We start from the raw sequence: 20,191 nt of genomic DNA on the forward strand, positions 1-20,191 counted from the left end.
CTTCCCGTGCGGATGATCGTTTCGACGATGGTATCAAATCGCGTGTGAGCGTACGCTGGCGACGCGCGGCATTCGCCGTTACGTGACGGTATCGGCGGCCGGTCGGCGCTTGCTTCGTCGGTTTCGTGTCGCCTGGGTGACGCTCGCGTGAAATTCATCGAGGATTCGTTTCGCAGGTGGTTTCCTCTGGGGTAGAATTAAAAATCAACACGATGTGCAAAAAAGGTCGCGGTGTTGATTTAGCTTCCGTTCAAGGGGGCCGCGAGCGAAAAGGGAGAGTATGTCCAACACTGCAACGATATCGTCTCCGTCCGATGCACGTTCGTTTCGCCCGTTCGAGGCGGCTGGCGAAGACAGGCGCATCACGCGCTCGAAAAAGGCGATGCGCAAGGCCCTTATCGAGCTCATGGAGGAATACGGCTTCGACGGCTTCACCGTCAACGACCTGTGCGCTCGGGCCGATTTGAACCGGGGGACCTTCTACAACCATTTCAAGGATAAAGACGATCTTCTGGCTTCGCTTGAAGAGGGGGTCCTCGAAGATCTCGAGCGGTTCCAGGCGAAGATGGCGACGCTCAGCATGACGCAGGCCATGGCTTGCGCGGTGACCCGCCATCCCCTGCCCCTTCTGGTCGATCTGTTCTCGTACCTGCGCGAACAGGGAGATTTCCTTCATGCGGTGCTGGGCGACGGGGGGGATGTGCGCTTCGGCCCGCGACTACGGGACGCCATCTGCACGAATCTGGTGCAGTCGATCCTTCACGAGCGCTACCGCAGCGATTCGTCGCCCTTCGTCAGCTACTACGTTGCGTTTTTCGCGTCGGCGTACCTCGGGGTCATCGTGCGCTGGATCGAAACCGGCATGGGGGAGAGCCCCGAGGATATGGCGCGCATCTGCATGAGGCTTCTATTCATCAAACCCGGCGAGTCGATCAAGCTCTAGAGAACCGGCTTCTTCCGTTTGCAGGACGGTGCACACGGTACGGCCTACCAAGACGATTGGATTCACAGCAATGGACATGAACAACGAGGCGACCGCGTCGCAGGGAACACCGCTTCTGCGTATCGGTATCGATGTGGGATCGACCACGGTGAAGCTTGCCATCCTCGACGAGCAGGACGCTATCCTGTACTCCATCTACCAGCGTCATCACTCCGACGTGCGGGCGACGGTTGCGGAGGTTCTGAGGGAGGCTGCCGAAAGCTACGGAGACAGCGCGATGACGGTGTCGATCACCGGGTCGGGCGGATTGCTTCTGGCCCAGTGGCTGGGACTCGAGTTCGTACAGGAGGTCATCGCGTCCAAGACGGCGGTGGAAACCTTCATTCCCGAAACCGACGTGTGCATCGAACTGGGCGGCGAGGATGCCAAGATCATCTTTTTCGACCAGAGCATCGAGCAGCGTATGAACGGCCAGTGCGCCGGCGGCACCGGCGCGTTCATCGATCAGATGGCGACTCTTCTGGACACCGATGCGGGCGGTCTGAACGAGCTGGCGAAAGACTACCGGACCATCTACCCCATCGCCAGCCGCTGCGGCGTGTTCGCCAAGACCGACGTGCAGCCGCTCCTGAACGAGGGCGCCCGTCGCGAGGATATAGCCGCGTCCATCCTGCAGGCCGTGGTCACCCAGACCATTTCGGGGTTGGCGTGCGGACGGCCTATTCGCGGTCACGTTGCGTTTCTGGGGGGTCCCCTGCAGTACCTCTCCCAGCTGCGCGAGCGCTTCTATCTCACGCTCGGGCTGGACGAGGAGCATATCATCGTGCCCGACAACGCTCATCTGTTCGTGGCTAGCGGGTGCGCGGCAGCGGGCGCGCTGTCCGATACGGTGAAGGTCGAGCGCCTCAACGACGTTATCGGGCGTCTGGAGGGTTTGGGCGACATTCAGGGATCCGAGGTTGTGCGCCTTGCGCCTCTGTTCAAAGACCAGGCCGACTATCGCGAGTTCAAGCAGCGTCACGACCGGGAGAAGGTGGCCCGAGCCGATCTCGCTTCATATCGGGGTACGGCGTATCTCGGCATCGATGCGGGTTCCACGACGTTCAAGGCTGCGCTTGTCACCGAGGCGGGCGAGATTCTGTGGACCCATTACATGAACAACAAAGGCGACGTGATCGGGTCGGCCAAGGCCGCCGTGGCCAAACTCTACGACGACCTGCCGCGCGACCCGCAGACGGGGGATGCGCTGGTTGCCATCGGGCATGCCACCGTCACCGGGTACGGGGAGGGTCTGCTCATCCAGGCGCTCAACATCGACTCGGGCGAGATCGAGACGGTGGCTCACCTGCGCGGGGCTCACGAGATGCTGCCCCGGGTCGAGTTCATCCTGGACATCGGTGGGCAGGACATGAAGTGCCTGCGCGTCAAAGACGGCGTGATCGATTCCATCATGTTGAACGAGGCCTGCTCGTCGGGATGCGGGAGCTTCATCGAGAGCTTCGCCACGGGCCTGAACCTTCCCATAGCCGAGTTCGCCGAAACCGCTCATTCGGCCGAGAATCCGGTTGACCTGGGAAGCCGCTGCACGGTGTTTATGAACAGCCGCGTTAAGCAGGCCCAGAAGGAGGGCGCCACCGTAGGCGACATCGCCGCCGGCCTCGCTATTTCGGTCGTCAAGAACGCCCTGTTCAAGGTTATCAAGATACGCGACCCCAAGGATGTGGGCCAATACGGCATCGTCCAGGGCGGAACCTTCCTCAACGACGCGGTTCTGCGCGCGTTCGAGCAGCTGGCCGGCGTGAACGCGGTGCGTCCCGACATCGCGGGCAACATGGGAGCGTACGGAGCGGCCCTCCTCGCGCGTGATCGCCATGCCGAGGCGGTGCGCACAGCCGCTGCGCGCGGAGCATCAACCGAGATCGTCTCGACGCTGCTGAGCGCAGAAGAGCTGTCCCAGATGGAGCCGACGCATCGCACGGCGCGCTGCCGCCTGTGCTCGAACAACTGCCTGCTGACCATCAACGACTTCGGGAAGGATCCCGAGACGGGCAGGCATCGTCGTTTCATCACGGGCAATCGATGCGAGAAGGGCGCCGGGCATGCAGACAACCTGATGGGCCAGGTTCCCAATCTCTACGACTACAAAAGCCACCGCCTGTTCGATTACGAACCCCTGTCCGTCCAGGATGCGACGAGGGCGACGGTGGGCATCCCTCGTGCGCTCAACATGTACGAGAACTATCCGTTCTGGTTCACTTTCTTCACCGAGCTGGGCTATCGCGTGGTTCTATCCGACCAGTCCACCAAAGCGGTGTACGAGTCGGGCATCGAGTCGATGCCGTCCGAGTCGGTGTGCTATCCGGCGAAGATGTCTCACGGGCACGTGATGAACCTTTTGGGCAAGGGCGTCGATTTCATCTGGATGCCCTGCTCGAAGTGGGAGCGTCGAGAAGACGAAGGGGCGGGCAACCACTACAACTGCCCCATCGTGGCCAGCTATTCAGAGGCGCTGCGCCTGAATATCGACGAGCTGAACGATTCGGACACGCGATTCTTGAACCCGTGGCTTCCCTACGATAAGAAGGACCACCTGAAGAAGCGCCTGTACATTGAAATGGTCGAGAACTTCGGCGACGTGGTGGGCAAGAGGGGCGGCGCCCCGTCTCAGGCCGAGATCGACCATGCGGTCGAGGTTGCCTGGGCCGAGGACGAGAGGTTCAAGCACGATATCCGCACCAAGGGCGAAGAGACCCTGATGTGGATGGAGGAAACGGGCACGCACGGCATCGTGCTGGCCGGGCGCCCGTACCACAACGACCCCGAGATCAACCACGCGATTCCCGAGCTGCTTACCAGCTTCGGCCTGGCAGTGCTCACCGAAGACTCCATTGCGCATCTGGGCACGCTCGAGCGTCCCATCCGATTGGTCGATCAGTGGATGTACCACACGCGCCTGTATGCGGCCGCCAAGGTGGCCACGCAGCGCCACGACCTCGACCTGATCCAGCTGAACAGCTTCGGGTGCGGACTCGATGCGCTGACCACCGACCAGGTGCAGGAGATTCTGGAGGCGGCGGGCAAGGTGTACACGGTGCTGAAGATCGACGAGGTGTCCAACCTGGGCGCCGCCCGTATTCGCGTGCGCTCGCTTTTGGCGGCCCTCAGCGATCAGGAGGCGCAGCGCCTGGAAGAGGAAGCCCGCGTCCGTGCGGCTGACACGATGTCCGATGATGCGCCGCAGGAGGGCTGCCCGGCCTGCTCGATCGATCTTGACGCGCTGTCCGAGCGAAGCGCCCATCGTGCGGAATTGGAGGCGAGCGTGGGAGCGGGCATTGCGGGGTCTCCCGCTCGGTCGGAGGATGCCGATCCGCCTCTTGTGCTCGACGACGAGGAGAAGGCGCAGATCGCAGCCGAGGCATCCAAGCTCATCGGCGGCTCCTCCTGCTGTTCGCACGAGCCGTGCGCACCCGATACGGCCATCGAGAAAGCCGATCTCTACATTCAGGACTTCTTCAAGCAGCGCAGGGGTTCCGATACGTCGTTCGAGCGCGTCCAGTTCACCGAGAAGATGCGCGACGAGGGATGGACGATCCTCGCCCCCCAGATGGCGCCCATCCACTTCGAGATCCTGCTGGAGATCTTCCATCGCTTCGGCTACAACGTCGAGCTTCTGCCCTCGGTGGATCCCAAGGCCACCGATGCCGGCCTCAAGTATGTGAACAACGACATCTGCTATCCGTCCATCTTGGTGACGGGCCAGATCATGGAAGCGGTGCTGTCGGGGCGCTACGACACCGACAAGCTTGCGGTCGTCATCACGCAGACCGGTGGCGGATGCCGTGCGACCAACTACATCTCGCTTATCCGCAAGGCGCTTAAAACCGCGGGCTTGGGCCATATTCCGGTCATCTCTGTTTCGACGGCGAAGCTGGACGAGGAGAATCCCGGGTTCAGCATCTCGCCCAAGATGCTGGGTCAGGCGATGTATGCGTTCATATACGGCGATCTGCTGATGCAGTGTCTGTACCGCACGCGTCCCTACGAGGTCGAGCCCGGGTCCGTGACGGCGCTGTACGACAAATGGATGGCGGTTTGCAAAGACCACATGCGCCACGGCGTGCGCTACGGAGAATTCAAACGCACATGTCGCCAGATCATCCGCGAGTTCGATACCATCCCGCTGCAGGGAGAGGGAACCAAGCCGCGTGTGGGCGTGGTGGGCGAGATCCTGGTGAAGTTCCATCCGACCGCGAACAACGACGTGGTCGGCGTCATCGAACGCGAAGGATGCGAGGCGGTGGTTCCCGGGCTGATCGAGTTCTTCCTGTTCGGCATCGCGGGAGCTATCTTCCAGAAGGATCCTCTGGGACGCTCGGCCAAGGGCGCGTTGGGAAGCCGGGTCGCGCTGCGGGTTATCAAGATGCTGCGTGCGCCGGTGAACAGGGCGCTTGCGAAGTCGAATCGCTTCTGCCCGCCAACCGACATCTACACGCTGGGCGGATACGCCGAAGAGATTCTCAGCCTGTGCAACTCGATGGGCGAAGGCTGGCTGCTGACAGCCGAGATGGTGGAGCTTATCAAGGAAGGTACGCCGAACATCGTGTGCGCCCAGCCGTTCGCGTGCCTGCCCAACCACGTGGTGGGACGCGCGGTTATCAAGGAGCTGCGTCGGATCTATCCGCTCTCCAACATCGTCGCGGTCGACTACGATCCCGGCTCGTCGGAAGTGAATCAGCTCAACCGCATCAAGCTGATGATTTCGGTAGCGAAGTCGAATCTCGAGGCCGAACGCGTCGCCGATCCCGAAGCGCGCAAGAAAGCTGCGCTCGACCGTTTGCGCACGGCTTCGCCCGAGTCCGAAACATCGGCGCCGTAGGGAGCCTGTCGACGCTCGGCAGACCCGATGCGGGAAGGTTACAATGGGGGTGCGCGGCTTAAGGGCTGCGCACCCCTGCTGCTTTCCCGCTTGCCATTGCGGGGCGCATCGCGCATCGCGCGTCGCCGACCGCTCGATAGAGAGGATCAAAATGTCTCAGGAACTTGCCTGCCTTCCCTGCACGGGGGAAACGGTGCTCGCTTTCGTGATCGGGGCTGCGGTCGTGATCGGAGTGATCGTACTTATCGTCGCTGCGGTGAAGCGCCGTCGCGGAACCATCGACGTACCCAAGCGCGGGAAGCACGGCGGAGAGTAGATCGGTGGTATCGGACGAAGGACGCCTGGTTATCTGCCCGACTCCTCTGGGAAACCTCGGCGATATCACGCTGCGTGCAATCGAGCGGCTCAAAGAAGCCGATGCGGTGTGCGCCGAGGACACGCGTGTGACGGGCAGGCTGCTTGCGGCCTTGGGTATCGAAAAGCCCCTCGAGCGCTTGGACGAGAACCGCATCGCTCGCGACGCCGCGGATGTGATCGCGCGCGTGGCGGCGGGCGAGACGATCGCGTACTGCTCGGATGCCGGAATGCCCGGCGTGTCCGATCCGGGCTTGAGGCTGGTAAGGGCTGCGCACGAGGCGAATGTTTCGGTCGAGGTGCTTCCCGGACCCACGGCGGTCGCGACAGCTTACGTGGCCAGCGGAGCGACCGACCCCCGATTCTATTTCGGAGGGTTTTTCCCGCGCAAGGATGCCGAGCGTGCATCGGTGCTTGAAAACCTGCGCGCGCTTCCGGCCGCGCTGGTGTTCTACGAAAGTCCCCATCGGGTGATCGATTCCCTGCGCGTTGTGGCGCGGGTGTTTCCCTATCGCCAGGTTGCCGTATGCCGCGAGCTTACCAAGCTGCACGAAGAGATTGCTCGGGGCTTGTCGGCCGAGGTACTGGCGCGATTCGAGAGACGCGCCTCCGAAGGGGGCATCAAGGGGGAGATCGTCGTGGTCATCGAAGGTCCCGCCGACGACGAGCGCTCCGAACAGGTTCAATCGGCCAGGGGTTCGGCGGCCGATCGTGCCGCGTCGATGGCGCGGGAAGGCGCGCGCGCAAAGGAGATCGCGCGAACGCTCGTTTGCGAACTGGGCGTTTCGCGCAATACGGCCTACGATCTGGCGCTTGAGGCTACCAAGAGGGAACGAGAGCTGTGAGCCGGGATCGGCTGCGCGAAAGCCCGTTTCCCGTTCGGGCGAATTCGCGTGCGAAAACGGGTCGGAAACGCCGCGATAAGCCCGCCCGTCTCGCGCCTTGCAAGCTGAGAGTTGGCGATCTTGTTGTAAGCGTCGTGCGCAAAGACGTGCGCACGATCCGGTTGCGCGTCAGGCCGCCCGAGGGGCGCATCGAGGTATCGGCCCCTTTTCCGGTGTCCGATCGGCAGATCGAGCAGTTGGTGCGATCGAAGCGAAGCTGGCTGATGGCAAAGCAGCATGAGGTGGCACAATCCGTTATGTCGAGGGCCGAAGGCGCCGACGCCGCAGAGGTTTGCGCCTGGCGCGCAGCGGTCGAGACGGCTGCGCCCGTTTTGGTGGCGAAGTGGGAACGGATCATGGGCGTGCACGCGGGGAAACTCGCGTATCGCAACATGCGTTCGCGTTGGGGCAGCTGCCAGCCTGCAACGGGGCGCATCTGCCTGAACGTGCGCCTTGCGCTGTATCCCCCGGAATGCCTCGAGTACGTGGTGGTGCACGAGCTGGCTCACCTTATCGTGGCGGGCCACGGTTCTGAATTTCGGCGCGTTATGGATTCGTTTCTTCCCGATTGGCAGAGCGTCGCGGCGAAATTAAGATAGACTAAGCTAACTTATGTAAGCCACCTGGTATACGCGAGGAAGCGAAATCGGAGAATTTTTCTTCGATTCCGCTTCCCTGCATGTAGAATGGTGGTTCGTTTTTCTGGACAGAAAAGGGCGCTTCCTCATCGATGTGCGTAGAGCGCCCGTCGTTAGGAGATCCGCATGACTTTCTCGTTGGAAAAGACCGCGCGTGCGGCGCTGTCGTGGGCGCTTTGCTGCGCATTGGTTTTGTATGCGCCGCTTGCGCACGCGGATGAGACCCAGGAGGATCGCGATGCGCCCGCAAGGCAAACCGCTGCGCAAAACGATGCCCCAGCGCACGTCGAAAAGGCGCGCATCGACGAGGAGGCGGCAAAAATCGAGGCAGCCGAGGGCGCGTACAGCTCCGACGAGATGATCGTCGTGTACAAAGAGGGCGTTTCGAGCAAGAACGTGATCGGAACCATGAGCGTTCCCGACGAACGGGTGACCGATCTGGACGACGGGTCTGGCCAGGTGCAGGACATCGACAGCAAAACGGTGCTGGTCGATCTTCCCGAGGGCGTGTCGGTGGCCGAGGGCGTGGCCCAGGCCCGGCGCGATCCGGACGTCGCCTTCGCCCAGCCGAACTACCTTTACTATCCCATCGAGGATCCGACGGGCTCGCCTTCGGGAGCCGAAGCTTCCTCCGACGCTTCTGCCGACGCGGCGCTGGAGCCTCAGCGGACTCCCAACGACCCGATGTCGTATTCCAGTACGTCCGAGTGGACGATCAAAAACCAATGGTGGCTGTACAGCCTCGATGCGTTCAAAGCCTGGGATCTGGTGCGTTGCGAGAACAAGGTGGCGGTCGCGGTGTTCGACACGGGCATCAACTTCGACCACAGGGACCTCAAGCCCAACCTGCTGAAAGACTACGCCTACGATGCCTATTACAGAAAGAAGCTGGAAGCCAATGCGAGTTTCTCGTTCCAGCACGGCGTGCACGTGTCGGGTATCGTGGGGGCGTGCGCGGGAAACGGCTTCGGTATGGCGGGTCTGTCCTATAACGCCAACGTTCTTCCCGTGAGCGTGTTTCATTGGGACGCGCACCTGGGCAAGCCCGTGAGCGATGATGCGACCCTCATCAGCGCGTTCAACTACCTGCTGAGCGATCCCGACCAGTCGGGGAAGACCATCGCCCAGCGTACGAACACGCGCGTGGTGAACATGAGCCTGGGCGGTCCTGCTCCGGTTATCGATAAAGCGCTGGAGGATACCATTCAAAAGGCGCGGGATAACGGGATCCTGTCGGTGGCATCGGGCGGAAACGGAGATAAGTACGGCAATCCCAACACGGACTATCAGTATCCGTCGGACTTCAAAAACGTGATCGCCGTGGTGCCGCTCGATGCCAATAACCAGCGTCCTCATTGGGCCGACTACAACGACCGCAAAGACATCGCCGCCCCGGGCGTCGATATTTGGTCGACTTCAGATGCCAACAGCGGTTACAGGGTGGAAAGCGGTTCGTCCCAAGCGTCTCCGATGGTCGCTTCGGCTGCGGCGCTCCTGTTCGCGAAAAACCCCTCCCTTACCCCTGACGAGGTGCAAAACGCGCTTCTCTCCACCGCTATCGATCTGGGGGATCCGGGGCGCGACGATATGTACGGCCATGGAAAGCTGAACCTGGTTGGTGCGCTGAACAGCGTGAAGAAGCCGCCGGTTGCATGGGAGCGCCTGTATGGGGACGACGCGCTGGGAACCATGGGTAAGATCGCGGAAAAGGGCTGGGGCCAGGGATCGGCGAAGACGGTGGTTTTGGCCACGAGCAGCGGGTACTGGGATGCGCTTTCCGCGAGCGCTTTGGCAGGCGTTCACGCAGCGCCGGTTCTGCTGACGCAGACCGATGCCCTGTCTGCCGAGACTCGATCCCAGATTCGGCGCTTGGGTGCGCAGAAGGTCTACATTGTGGGCGGTACGGCAGCCGTGTCCGAGCGGGTGAGCGATGCGCTCAAACGCGATATGGGCCTTGACGTCCAGCGTCTGGGCGGCGTCGACGCGGCGGACACTTCGCTTCTTATCGCGCAAGAGGTGATCAAGACCAGGCCCGCAATCTCGTGCATTGTGGCCACCGCCAGCGGCTACTACGATGCGCTTTCGGCGGCGCCCCTCGCGTACGCCCAAGGTTCCCCGGTGCTGCTGACCAACCCCTCGGGCGAGCTTTCCTCGGCGGCCGCTTCGTTCGTGCGCGACGCGAAGCTGGGCGGTGCGCTCATCGTCGGCGGGGAAGCCGCGGTGGCGCCCGGTACGGAACGCCGCCTTGCTTCGGCGGGCATCTCGTCGGGTTCGATTGCGCGTATGGGGGGCGCCGACGCGTGGCATACGTCTGCGCGCATCGCCGAATACGCCCTCAGCGGCAAGGCCGATGCGAAGCTGGGCATCGACAAGCTGGGCGTTGCCGATGGAAACGGGTACTGGGATGCTCTGACGGGTGCGGCTCTGTGCGGCAAGAACGGTAGCGTGCTTCTGCTGGTGCCCCACGATGGATCCACGTCTCAGGGCGATACGTTCCGCTACGATCCGTACTGCATCGATAAGGTGGTGAAGAAGCGCGCGGACCAGATCGATACCGGCTACGTGTTCGGCGGGGAAGCGGTCGTACCCCGATCGACGTTCGAAGCTCTGAAGGGCGCGACGGCGCGGGCATAGGAAGAAGGGCCCTCGAAGCCGCGGCGGGCGCTTCGACGGGAATTATCTGCCGCTAGATCAGCGACATCTGGTATGACACCTTGTTGTACCAATCCTGCCAGGTGGGAGGACAGTACTTTTTGGCAGCCGAGGGCGATACGGTGTAGCCGTAGCCGCGCGCAAGTCCTGCGACGTGGCCGTTGATGGCGTCTTCCCATGACCCCCAGCTGACCGAGCCCCACCCCCAGGCGTTATGTGGCTTGAAGCAGTAGGCTCCCTTCGAGCTCTCAACCGCCGAGATGGCGGGGGAGAAACGCGGGTCGATACCGTAGGTCCAGGCGGCTTTCGCATAGGTCTCGCCCTGCCCGGCCATCGCAGATCCGGCCAGGTAGGCATCGATGCGCGGAGCCCAGGTGTCGATGAACTGCTGCGCGTTGGAATTCCAGTCCACATCATCGGCGGGAGGCGCCGCAATAGGCCCCGGAGCCGTTTTCGAGCTTGACGGCGCCTCGGCGGCCTTGTCGTTGTCCGCTTCGCTCTTGGCGGCCTCTTCGGCGGCGATACGGGCGGCTTCCTCGGCCGCTGCCCGAGCCTCGGCTGCCTCGCGTTCGGCCTTCTCGCGCGCGATGCGCTGGGCCTCCTCGCGTGCGTCCTGAGCCTCTTTCAGCGCTCTTTCCGCATCGGATGCGGCGCGCGCGGCCTCGACGCGCTGAGCCTCCAGTTCGGATTCGGTTCGATCGAGCTGCGACTTCATGTTCTGGAGCTCGTTGATCTCGGCCACGTTGCGGTCGGCCACGCTTCCGATGTACTCGAGGTTGCGCATGAAGTCGGAGAAGTCCCGGGCGTTCAGCAGCAGCGTGACGATGGAGGCCGAATCGCTCTGCATCTTGTACAGCGCCGCCGCGGCGTTATTGCTGCGCGCTTGCTGGCCGGGAAGGGCCGCCTCAAGCCGTTCGATCTGGAGGCGGTTGTCCTCGATCGATCGTTCGATCGAGGACAGGTGGTCGGTTGCGGACAGGTATTCGGCCGATGTTTGCTCGATGCGCTGCTGGAATTCGTCTGCGATCGGGGCCGTATCGATGTCCTCGGCAAAGGCGCGCGGGTTCTCGGATCCGACGAGGGGGGTTCCCGAGAGCGCAAGGATGCCTGCGCAGGCGAGAGCGGCTGCCGCGCGCGGCAGCCGCCGCTTCGCCGTGCCGATATGGTGTACAGTCATAAGCCGCATAAGGTCCTTACGTAGGTGAAAAAGGACAAGCGTCCATTATAAAGAAGGTCCGAGCGCGGGTAAAACTTCGGGCCTCCTACCGGTGGTGGCGCACAAAAACGCAGTTCATCGACATAGCGATTGTGAAGGTAGCGGCGCGGGCGACAGGAGGGCCCCGCTTTGCGCCTCGCTTGCATCCCGCCAACGGTCTGTTTTGGGGCCCTTGCGGTTGATGCGGCGCCACCGGCGCGTTTGCCGTGTCGTTTCGCTTCGCCTTGCCGTTCGGTGGTAGAATATTCGGCTGTATTTGAAGCGTGCGCGCCCTTCGGGGCGCTTGGAACAAAGGGGCGCGATCCATGTCCAAGGGAACCTACTCGATCACCACTCCCATTTACTACGTGAACGCCGCGCCGCATCTGGGAACGGCGTACTCGACGGTCTCCGCCGATCTCGTCTCCCGCTATCAGCGTATGAACGGATACGATGTGGCGTTCGTCACCGGCATGGACGAGCATGGCCAGAAGGTGGCCGACACGGCTGTCGGAAAGGGGATGACGCCGCAGGAATGGTGCGACTCGATGGAGCCGGCGTTTCGCGAGGCGTGGGATCTGCTCGATATCGATTACACCGACTTCGTCCGCACCACCGAGCCGCGCCACGCCCGCAGCGTCCAGAAGCTGTGGGGGGATCTTTTCGAGAAGGGCTACCTGTACAAAAGCAGCTACGAGGGCTGGTACTGCGTTCACGAGGAAACTTACTACGCCGAAAGCGACCTCGAGCGCGACGAGGAGGGCGCGTTCGTGTGCCCCGAGTGCCATCGTCCGGTTCAGAAGGCGTCGGGCGAGGAGAACTGGTTTTTCAAGCTGTCCGATTTCCAGGAGCCGCTGCTGAGGTTCTACGAAGAGCACCCCGACTTCATTCAGCCCGAGACGCGTCGCAACGAGGTGGTTTCGTTCGTGAAGGGCGGTTTGAAGGACCTCTCCATTTCTCGCAGCACGTTCGACTGGGGCGTTCCTTTGCCGTTCGATCCCGATCATGTGGTGTACGTCTGGGCCGACGCGCTGGTTGCGTACTTCACCGGCATCGGGTACGCCGACGCGGCGCGCGAAGGCGAGTTCGATCGTCGCGCTCCGTTCCAGTATCACATCGTGGGCAAGGATATCACGCGCTTCCACTGCGTTATCTGGCCTGCCATGCTGATGGCGGCTGGTCTGCCCATCGCGCACCGCGTGTTCGGGCACGGGTTTCTGCTCACCAAGGGCGAGAAGATGTCGAAGTCGCGCGGAAACGGCCTTATGCCCGCCGATCTGGTGAAGGTGTTCGGCGTAGACGCGTACCGCTACTATTTCATGAGCGATGTGCAGTTCGGGCACGACGGGGCCATCTCGCTTGAGCGCATGGTGCAGGTGTACAACGCCGATTTGGCGAACACCTGGGGCAACCTGTGCAGTCGCGTCTTCAACATGACGAAGAAGTACTACGATGGCAAGGTTCCGGCGGCCCCGGTGGCAGCGGGCGACAACCCGCTGCGCGCGATTTCCGACGAGCTGTACGCCCAGTTCGATGCGTCCATGAGCGAACTGGACTTTTCCGGTGCCGCCGCCGCGGTGCAGAAGCTCGCGTCGCGCGTGAACCTCTACGTGGAAGAGTCCGCTCCCTGGAATCTGGCCAAGTCCGAAGAGACCGCCGACGAGCTGGCCTCGGTTATGTACAACGCGCTCGAGGCGATTCGCATCATCGCGCTGTACCTCGCTCCGTTCATGCCGAATACTTCGGCTGAGGCGCTGCGCCGTATCGGCATCGACCTTTCGGGCATAACCGATATCGAATCGGCCACGGTATGGGGGCAGCTGCCGTTCGGCAACGCGGTGGAAGTGGGCGACCCGCTGTTCCCGCGCCTCGATGTGTCCGCAATCGACTTCGATCTCGATTAGGCAGCCATGTCCGACGACTCCGATCGATTGAAGCTTCCCCCGTTTCGCGATGCGAGGTTCTACCGCAAACGCAAGCACTCCTCTTATCAGGAAGTAAGCGCTCCGTGCTTGGGGGCCTCGGTTGCCGACACGCATGCGCATCTTCATATGCTGCCCGATCCTGCGTTCGAGCTGGCTCGGTGCGCGGTCAACGGCGTGCGCTACCTTTGCATGATCGTCGATCCCGTCGAAGACGGGGAAGAACCCATCGAGCGGCTTGACGATTGGGTGTCCGATGCCCGTCGCGAGCTTGCGGGTTTGGACTCAGGCGGGCATTGCGAGGTTCCGCGCGTGCGCATCGCCGTCGGAATCCATCCCCACAACGCGTCGGCGTGGAACGGGGAGATGCGGCGCGCGCTTCATCGGCTCGCGCTCGATGCGCGCGTCTGCGCGATCGGCGAGATCGGACTCGACTACCACTACGACCTGTCTGCGAGGGATGCGCAGCGAAGCGCGTTCAGGGAGCAGGTGCGCTTGGCGCAGGATCTGGGGCTTCCCGCGGCCCTGCATGTGCGCGAGGCTCACGACGAGGCGTTTGCCATCCTGTCTGAAACGGGTTTTCCGCCCGCGGGGACGCTGCTGCACTGCTGCAGCCTCGACGCCGATGAGATCGCTCCGTGGATCGGGGCGGGCTGCTTTATCGCCTACGGGGGCGCGCTTACGTTCAAGAAGCTCGAAGCCGCACGTAAGGCCGCGGTGAGCGTTCCTTTGAATCGCTTGCTTACCGAGACCGATTCCCCGTTCATGACGCCCGAGCCGATGCGCGGGGTGGGATGCACTCCGGCCCACGTGGTGTTCACCGCTGCTGCACTGGCCCAGATGAAAGCCCAGCATGACGGGATCTCGCCGGACGAGGTGCTCTCGGCACTGTACGAAAACGCGCTTGGCCTGCTTGATCGAAACCGAGAGGAACTAGCATGAACCGTCTTATCATCGTCGGATCTCCCCGTTCGCGGGGTCGCTCGGCCTTTCTCGCCGAGGCTATCTTCGAGACGTTCATCGAGGAGTTTCCAGAAGACGAGCTGGCGCTCGCTCCGGTATCCGAGCTTGATATCGCCGCATGGGACGGTCGCACCGACAACGTGGTCGCGTCGGCCGAGCAGGCGGCCGACGCAGGGCTCGACTGCGAGGATTCGCTTCACCCGGCGTTTATGGTCGATGACGATATGGGCGAGGTGTACGAGCTGATGAATGCGGCCGACGAGCTGTCTGTGGTGTGCCCTGTTTATTTTTCGGGTGCGCCGGCCCAGTTCAAGGCTTTGCTCGATCGCCTGCAGCCCTACTACTGGATATACGATCGCGAAGCTCCCAAGCGCCCGCTCACCTTGCACGTGATCGGGGAGGGCGGAGATCCTCACGGGTTCTCGGCTTTGGTGAGCGAAGTACGCTCGGCATTCGCGGTTGCGGGGTTCCAGATGGTCCAGGTTCTCAACTGGGTGGGGAAGATCGAGGAAGACGGCCAGATCACAGGAGACCCCGAGCCGATCGACCCTGCGCTGTTCGATCGCCTCCCTATGCAAGCCGACCGGACGGCTTTCCTTCCTCCCGAAATCCCTCGCGTTTGCCCGGACGCAGATGCGCTTGCCCCTCGGCAATCGGAGGCGGGCAGGTCGCGCCCTCGTCCGAAGCTCGACATAGCCGGCGACAGCCGCAACGCCGCTGCCCGCGCCGAAGAGCGCTCGCGTCAAGGCGGCAGGCCGAAGCGTTCGTCGCAGAAGAAGGGCGGCTCCGCGTTCGGCGAGAAAAACGATGCCGGGAAGCGTTCGGGTCGTACCCCCCGGCCTGCCAAGAAGGGTAACGGCAAGCGTCGTGGATAGGCTTTCTCCCTTGGCGGGGGTATCCGCCACACGCGAGGTCTTGGAGTCCCACGGTCTTGTCACCAAGCATGCGTTGGGGCAGAACTTCCTCATAAACGACGATGTTTTGAAAAGGATCGTCGCGCTGGCCGATCTGAGTCCGTCCGACCGGGTGCTCGAAGTCGGTCCCGGTATCGGAACGCTCACTATCGCGCTGCTTAAAAGCGCGGGCCGGGTAACGTCCATCGAGCGCGATCGCGACCTTCCCGCTGTTCTGACCGAAACGCTGTCCGAGTGGAGCGATCGGTTCTTTCTGGTGCAGAAGGATGCGCTCGATTTCAGGTTGGACGATCTTGCCGACGACGGGGTGGATCTGCCGAACAAGCTGGTGGCCAATCTTCCCTATGCGGTGGCCGCCACGATCGTCCTCGATTTCCTGCAGCGGTTCGACTTCTTGGAGTCGGCCACCGTCATGGTTCAGCGCGAGGTGGCCGACCGCATGATGGCGGCTCCGGGCACGAAGACCTACGGGGCGTACTCGGTGAAGTTATCGCTGTACGCCCAGCCCAATGGACGGTTTCCGGTATCTCCCGGCAATTTCTTCCCCCCGCCCCACGTCGAGAGCGCGGTTCTGCGCCTCGATCGGTGCGTGGCCGTAGACGAGGACGGATCCGCCCTGTCCGCCGAGTTGCTGAAGGCGACGTGCGTCATGGCCGATGCGGCCTTCGCGAATCGCCGCAAGACGCTGGCCAATTCCTGCAAAACGTATTTCTCGGGTGCGGGCGGCCAGTATCCCGGTGCGGTCGATGGCCTTCCCGCGATCTACCGGCATGCGCAGATCGACCCGAAGCGTCGCGGCGAAACGCTCGATCGCGGCGAGTTCATCAGGTTGGGGAAAGCCCTCGTCGAGCTGAGTGCAAAACATAGAATTCGATAGACATTTCAATTATGGAGAGAATATCAGGCTTGTGAACAGGGACTCTGCAGTCCCTGTGCAACCTCTGTTCAAGCATGGTATGATTTCGAGGCATTTTTTGTCTAAATCGGAAAAGAGTTCTGCATGGATTTGGAGCAGCAAGCCAAAATCGTCGATTCGATTCACGATACGCTCAACGGGTACGTGGGTCAGCGCCTGAGGGTTCGAGCGAATATGGGGCGTTCCAAGATCGTCGAGAACGAAGGTGTGCTCACGCAGGTTCACCCCCGCCTGTTCATCATGGAGGTCGATCGCAAGCGCGGCCGCACCGCCCGTCAGTCGTACCAGCACGTTGATGTTCTTACGGGAACTGTCGAGCTTTCTCAGAACGACCAGCCTCTGTTCGAACCCTTTATCATCGATCCTTCGGAAGAGGACGAGGCTGTTGCGGACGAAGGCTCCGACAGCGAGTCTTCCGAGTTGTAGCCGCTTCGGGCCTATCGCCCGACTTGTGTTTTTGAAGGTTTGCCGAAAAGGGGTGGCGCTTCCATTTGACAAATGGGCGGCGTACCCCCAAAATGGCTTCCTGCGCATCGCGCTTCACGTGGGGATGTAGCTCAGCTGGGAGAGCATCACGTTCGCAACGTGGGGGTCGTGGGTTCGAATCCCATCATCTCCACCACGTAATCTGTACGAACCCCCGACCGTTGTATCCGGTCGGGGGTTCGTTGCGTTTCGGTTGCATATTCGAGGGTTCTTTCGTATATCCGTCGTTTCTACAGCAGACGCGTCGAAGCCATGACGCTATAACAAGCTGTGAAGGATTTGTGGCGTGTGCTCAGTTCGTGGTTTTCGATCGGATAACAAAGCTGCGCAAATCGTAAACGACCCTGTGCGCAGGGAGGCTGATGATATCATCGCAAGACTGGCATCGGGGGTCGTCTGAGGTCGGGAGCGCCTTCGGTCAAGGGACGGTGCGCTTTCGGGTTCGAGCATGATGTGCCTCAATCGATGGCGACGGCGGGTTTTTCGGTGGTGGCGGGATTCGACGCGATCTCGGAGGGATTGGATGAATTCTAAGATGAAGCGCCGCATGGCTGCGGTGACCGGCGTGATCGTCATAGTTGTCGTGGTGGTGCTCGCGGTGGTGGGCGGTGCGTCGTCGGCTAAAACCGTTTCGGTTGCCGATGCGGTCGACGGCGTCTTCGGCGATCGCAAGATCCAGGTCTCGGCAACGGTGGTCGAGAACTCCTTCTCGGTCAAGGACAACACCCTTATCTTCTCCGTGTACGACAAAGAGGCCGACCCCAAGGCCTCCAAGCAGCTGCGCGTGCGCTACGAGGGCGGTGTTTCCTCCACGTTCGGCAACGATGTCGTGGCTATCTGCACGGGTAAGATCGATGGGGAGGGCGTCCTGCAGTGCAGCGAGCTGGTCACCAAGTGCCCGTCTAAGTACGAGAACTCCACCGATTCGCTGTCGGTTTCCCGTCTTATGGGTTACGCCGATTCCGTGCGCAACAAACCGGTGAAGGTGGCGGGCCAGATGAAGGAGGGCACCCTGGGCGTTGCGGGCGGTGATCGCCGCTTCGTTGTGGTAGACCCCGATACCGCCGACGAGATGCCCGTCAAGTACGACGGGGCTCTGTCCGACGAGACTGTCGAAGGGTCGTCGTTGGTCCTGACGGGTTCGATCAACGATCAGGACGTGTTCGTCGCGACTGAAGTCGCGCTGGAAGGATAAGCATGGCAACGCTTGGTTTCTCGTTTCTCGTCGTTTCGTTTGCAGCAGCCGTCGCGTCCATCCTGGCGTTTGCGTTCGGTCACGTTTCGTTCCTGCGGGAGAGGAGCGCCGCTGCCAAAAATAAGCCCGCGCGGGCGGCGGGGGCGGCTCTTGCAAACCGCATCGGGCGGATAGGCGTGGCGGTTACCATGCTGGCTTTGCTGGTTTGCTGCCTTATTTTGGTGTACTGCTTCTTTGCGGGCGATTATTCCATCAAGTACGTTTTAGCGGAGCGCTCGCTGAACACAAGCGAACTTGCCTGGTTGTACAAATTGTCCGGCCTGTGGGCCGGACGCGAGGGCTCGCTGCTGTTCTGGGCCTGGCTGATCTCCGCGTTCGAAGTGGCCGTGGTTCTAGCCACGCGCAAGAGGCGCGGCCAGATCGACAACGTGGCTTTGGCGGTTATCCAGCTCGTCGTGGTCGCGTTTGTGGGAGTGCTCACATTTTCCCAGGTAAACATGCCCTTTGAACCCACGCCTGCGACGTATTTCAACGCCGAGGGCAAGCTCACCGCTTCAGCTTCGCTCAACGCCATGAACACGCTTCTTGAACACTGGGCGATGGTCATTCATCCCCCCATGCTGTTCGTCGGCTACGCTGGCATGACCGTTGCGTTCGCTTACGCGATTGCCGCGCTGGTCATGGGCGATGCATCGCGTCTGTGGGTCGATCGCGCCCAGCGTTTCACCATGGTGTCGTGGATCTTCCTCGGCATCGGCATCGGCCTGGGCTCCGTATGGGCCTACGTCGTTCTCGGTTGGGGCGGGTACTGGGGGTGGGACGCCGTTGAGACGGCCAGTCTTCTGTCCTGGTTGGTGGGCGTCGCCCTCATCCACACCTTCACGGTGTATCGTCAGCGCGGTGCGTTCAAGCGCTGGGCCGTTATGTGCGCGTGCCTGGCGTTCGCCTTCGTGATCGTCGGTACGTTCATCTCCCGTTCCGGTTTGGTGCAGTCCGTTCATGCATTCGAGGGCGACCCTGTCTCGCTGTGGCTGTTCGGTGCGCTGATCACCGTGTCGGTGCTGGCGGGCATTGCGGGCCTTGCCGTGCGCTGGAGTCGGTTCGGACCCGATACCGAGGGGGCCGACGATGTGGAGAACATGATCTCCAAGGATGCGGCGTATTATTTCAACAACGTGATCATGATCATGTTCACGCTGGTGCTTACGTACATGACCGTCTCTCAGGCGCTTCCTGCCTGGCTTCCCTTCGGCGGCGACTCGCTGGGCAAGACCGCCTACAACGCCATCGCCTACCCCCTGGGGATTTTCTATCTATTCATCATGTCGGTTGGGCCCATGCTCGGTTGGGGCAAAACCGACCGCGCCCGCTTCCTCAAAGACGCCAAGGTTCCGTTTGCCTGCGCGCTGGTTCTGTTTGCGCTGCTGATGGTGTATTGGGCTGCGAATCTGTTCCCGGCGTACAACAACATGATCATGTCGGGGTCCGCAGCGGCCAGCGATCTGCTCGAGCAGGGACCGTCCTGGTATTACAACGGGCTCGCCGTGATCGGTCTGCTGGTGGCGAGCATGCTGTTCTTCAACTCGCTGCTCATGCTGGTTCGCGGCGTGCGCTCGTACGCGAGGAGCAAAGACATCGCCGGTCCGAAGGCCGTCGCCGCGGCGTTTCGGAACCGTCCGTCCACGTTGGGCGGATTCATCGTCCACGTCTCTATGGGCATTATTCTGGTCGGCCTCATCGGATCTTCGATGTATGTGACCGAAAAGACCGGTTACGTCGATTACGACGCGGCGACCGACAGCTCGCCTGAAACGTTTGCCATCCAGGAGTACGAGCTGCGCTTCACCGGCTCCAGCGTGAAGCCGGATGACGCATCGTACAAGGTGACGTACGAGACCGATTTCGACGTGTACAAGAACGGCCAGCTGGTCGGCCAGGCTCATCCGCAGGTGGTTGCCGATCAGATGACCCAGGAGCAGAAGCTGAACGCCTCGGTGCTGAGTTTTGCCGACGAGGATCTGTTCGTGGTGTACCGTGGCGTGAATTCCGATGGCGACCTGTCGATGGACGTGCGCGTCAACCCGCTCATCCAGTGCGTCTGGTGGGGGTTCGCCTTGCTGGTGGCGGGCGGTCTGCTTGCGGTGTGCGGCCGTCGCCTTCCGCGCAAAGATGGTATGGTGGCAGCGGAGAAAGACGGCGGAGCGAAGGAGCACGGCGCCCCGGGCTTGGATGGCCTTGCGGGTGCGTAAGGGA

At 61.9% G+C, this 20,191-nt stretch carries 14 protein-coding genes and 1 tRNA gene; 14 read left to right on the plus strand and 1 reads right to left on the minus strand.

Annotation, left to right across the window (positions count from 1 at the left end):
• The first annotated feature begins 280 nt into the window (after positions 1 to 280).
• From EIH26_RS03625 to EIH26_RS03645, 6 genes are all read left to right on the plus strand, one after another.
• Positions 281 to 943: a TetR/AcrR family transcriptional regulator gene (locus EIH26_RS03625; RefSeq protein WP_124060902.1), complete on the plus strand. Its 663-nt coding sequence runs from the start codon at positions 281 to 283 to the stop codon at positions 941 to 943.
• A gap of 76 nt (positions 944 to 1,019) precedes the next feature.
• Positions 1,020 to 5,819, plus strand: coding sequence for a 2-hydroxyacyl-CoA dehydratase (locus EIH26_RS03630; RefSeq protein ID WP_124061772.1), 4,800 nt, complete (start codon positions 1,020 to 1,022; stop codon positions 5,817 to 5,819).
• Between the two features lie 151 nt (positions 5,820 to 5,970).
• Entirely contained in the window at positions 5,971 to 6,135 is a 165-nt protein-coding gene (locus tag EIH26_RS08355) for a hypothetical protein (protein WP_164470971.1), read from the plus strand.
• A 4-nt stretch (positions 6,136 to 6,139) separates the two neighbouring features.
• Positions 6,140 to 7,018, plus strand: coding sequence for a 16S rRNA (cytidine(1402)-2'-O)-methyltransferase (gene rsmI, locus EIH26_RS03635; protein ID WP_124060903.1), 879 nt, complete (start codon positions 6,140 to 6,142; stop codon positions 7,016 to 7,018).
• Entirely contained in the window at positions 7,015 to 7,656 is a 642-nt protein-coding gene (locus EIH26_RS03640; protein WP_241152746.1) for a M48 family metallopeptidase, read from the plus strand. Before rsmI ends, EIH26_RS03640 begins: the two co-directional genes overlap by 4 nt.
• 165 nt (positions 7,657 to 7,821) lie before the next feature.
• The gene (locus EIH26_RS03645; protein WP_124060904.1) at positions 7,822 to 10,329 is read left to right on the plus strand and encodes a S8 family serine peptidase; all 2,508 of its coding nucleotides are present in this window, start codon (positions 7,822 to 7,824) and stop codon (positions 10,327 to 10,329) included.
• Positions 10,330 to 10,381: 52 nt separating this feature from the next.
• Here EIH26_RS03645 and EIH26_RS03650 read toward each other — a convergent pair whose 3' ends face one another.
• A complete protein-coding gene (locus tag EIH26_RS03650) occupies positions 10,382 to 11,524 on the minus strand; it encodes a hypothetical protein (RefSeq protein WP_124060905.1) in 1,143 nt (380 codons plus the stop codon).
• Positions 11,525 to 11,868: 344 nt separating this feature from the next.
• On the opposite strand from EIH26_RS03650, the gene metG reads away from it, so the two are divergent.
• The 8 genes from metG (at position 11,869) to EIH26_RS03690 (ending at position 20,187) form a co-directional block, all read left to right on the plus strand.
• Positions 11,869 to 13,446 (plus strand): methionine--tRNA ligase, encoded by a 1,578-nt coding sequence (gene metG, locus EIH26_RS03655; protein ID WP_124060906.1) that lies wholly within the window; start codon positions 11,869 to 11,871, stop codon positions 13,444 to 13,446.
• Positions 13,447 to 13,452: 6 nt separating this feature from the next.
• Positions 13,453 to 14,406 (plus strand): TatD family hydrolase, encoded by a 954-nt coding sequence (locus EIH26_RS03660; protein ID WP_124060907.1) that lies wholly within the window; start codon positions 13,453 to 13,455, stop codon positions 14,404 to 14,406.
• Positions 14,403 to 15,302, plus strand: a complete 900-nt coding sequence (locus EIH26_RS03665; RefSeq protein WP_124060908.1) for a flavodoxin family protein — start codon at positions 14,403 to 14,405, stop codon at positions 15,300 to 15,302. The genes EIH26_RS03660 and EIH26_RS03665 overlap by 4 nt, the downstream gene beginning before the upstream one ends.
• Entirely contained in the window at positions 15,295 to 16,218 is a 924-nt protein-coding gene (gene rsmA, locus EIH26_RS03670; RefSeq protein WP_124060909.1) for a 16S rRNA (adenine(1518)-N(6)/adenine(1519)-N(6))-dimethyltransferase RsmA, read from the plus strand. The genes EIH26_RS03665 and rsmA overlap by 8 nt, the downstream gene beginning before the upstream one ends.
• A gap of 123 nt (positions 16,219 to 16,341) precedes the next feature.
• Positions 16,342 to 16,683: a Veg family protein gene (locus EIH26_RS03675; RefSeq protein ID WP_124060911.1), complete on the plus strand. Its 342-nt coding sequence runs from the start codon at positions 16,342 to 16,344 to the stop codon at positions 16,681 to 16,683.
• Positions 16,684 to 16,803: 120 nt separating this feature from the next.
• Positions 16,804 to 16,879, plus strand: a tRNA-Ala gene (locus tag EIH26_RS03680).
• A 387-nt stretch (positions 16,880 to 17,266) separates the two neighbouring features.
• Positions 17,267 to 17,938: a cytochrome c maturation protein CcmE gene (locus EIH26_RS03685; protein WP_124060913.1), complete on the plus strand. Its 672-nt coding sequence runs from the start codon at positions 17,267 to 17,269 to the stop codon at positions 17,936 to 17,938.
• A gap of 2 nt (positions 17,939 to 17,940) precedes the next feature.
• A complete protein-coding gene (locus EIH26_RS03690; RefSeq protein ID WP_124060915.1) occupies positions 17,941 to 20,187 on the plus strand; it encodes a heme lyase CcmF/NrfE family subunit in 2,247 nt (748 codons plus the stop codon).
• Positions 20,188 to 20,191 lie beyond the last annotated feature (4 nt).

It is taken from the genome of Gordonibacter sp. Marseille-P4307 (assembly GCF_900604965.1).
Classification (GTDB): Bacteria; Actinomycetota; Coriobacteriia; order Coriobacteriales; family Eggerthellaceae; genus Berryella.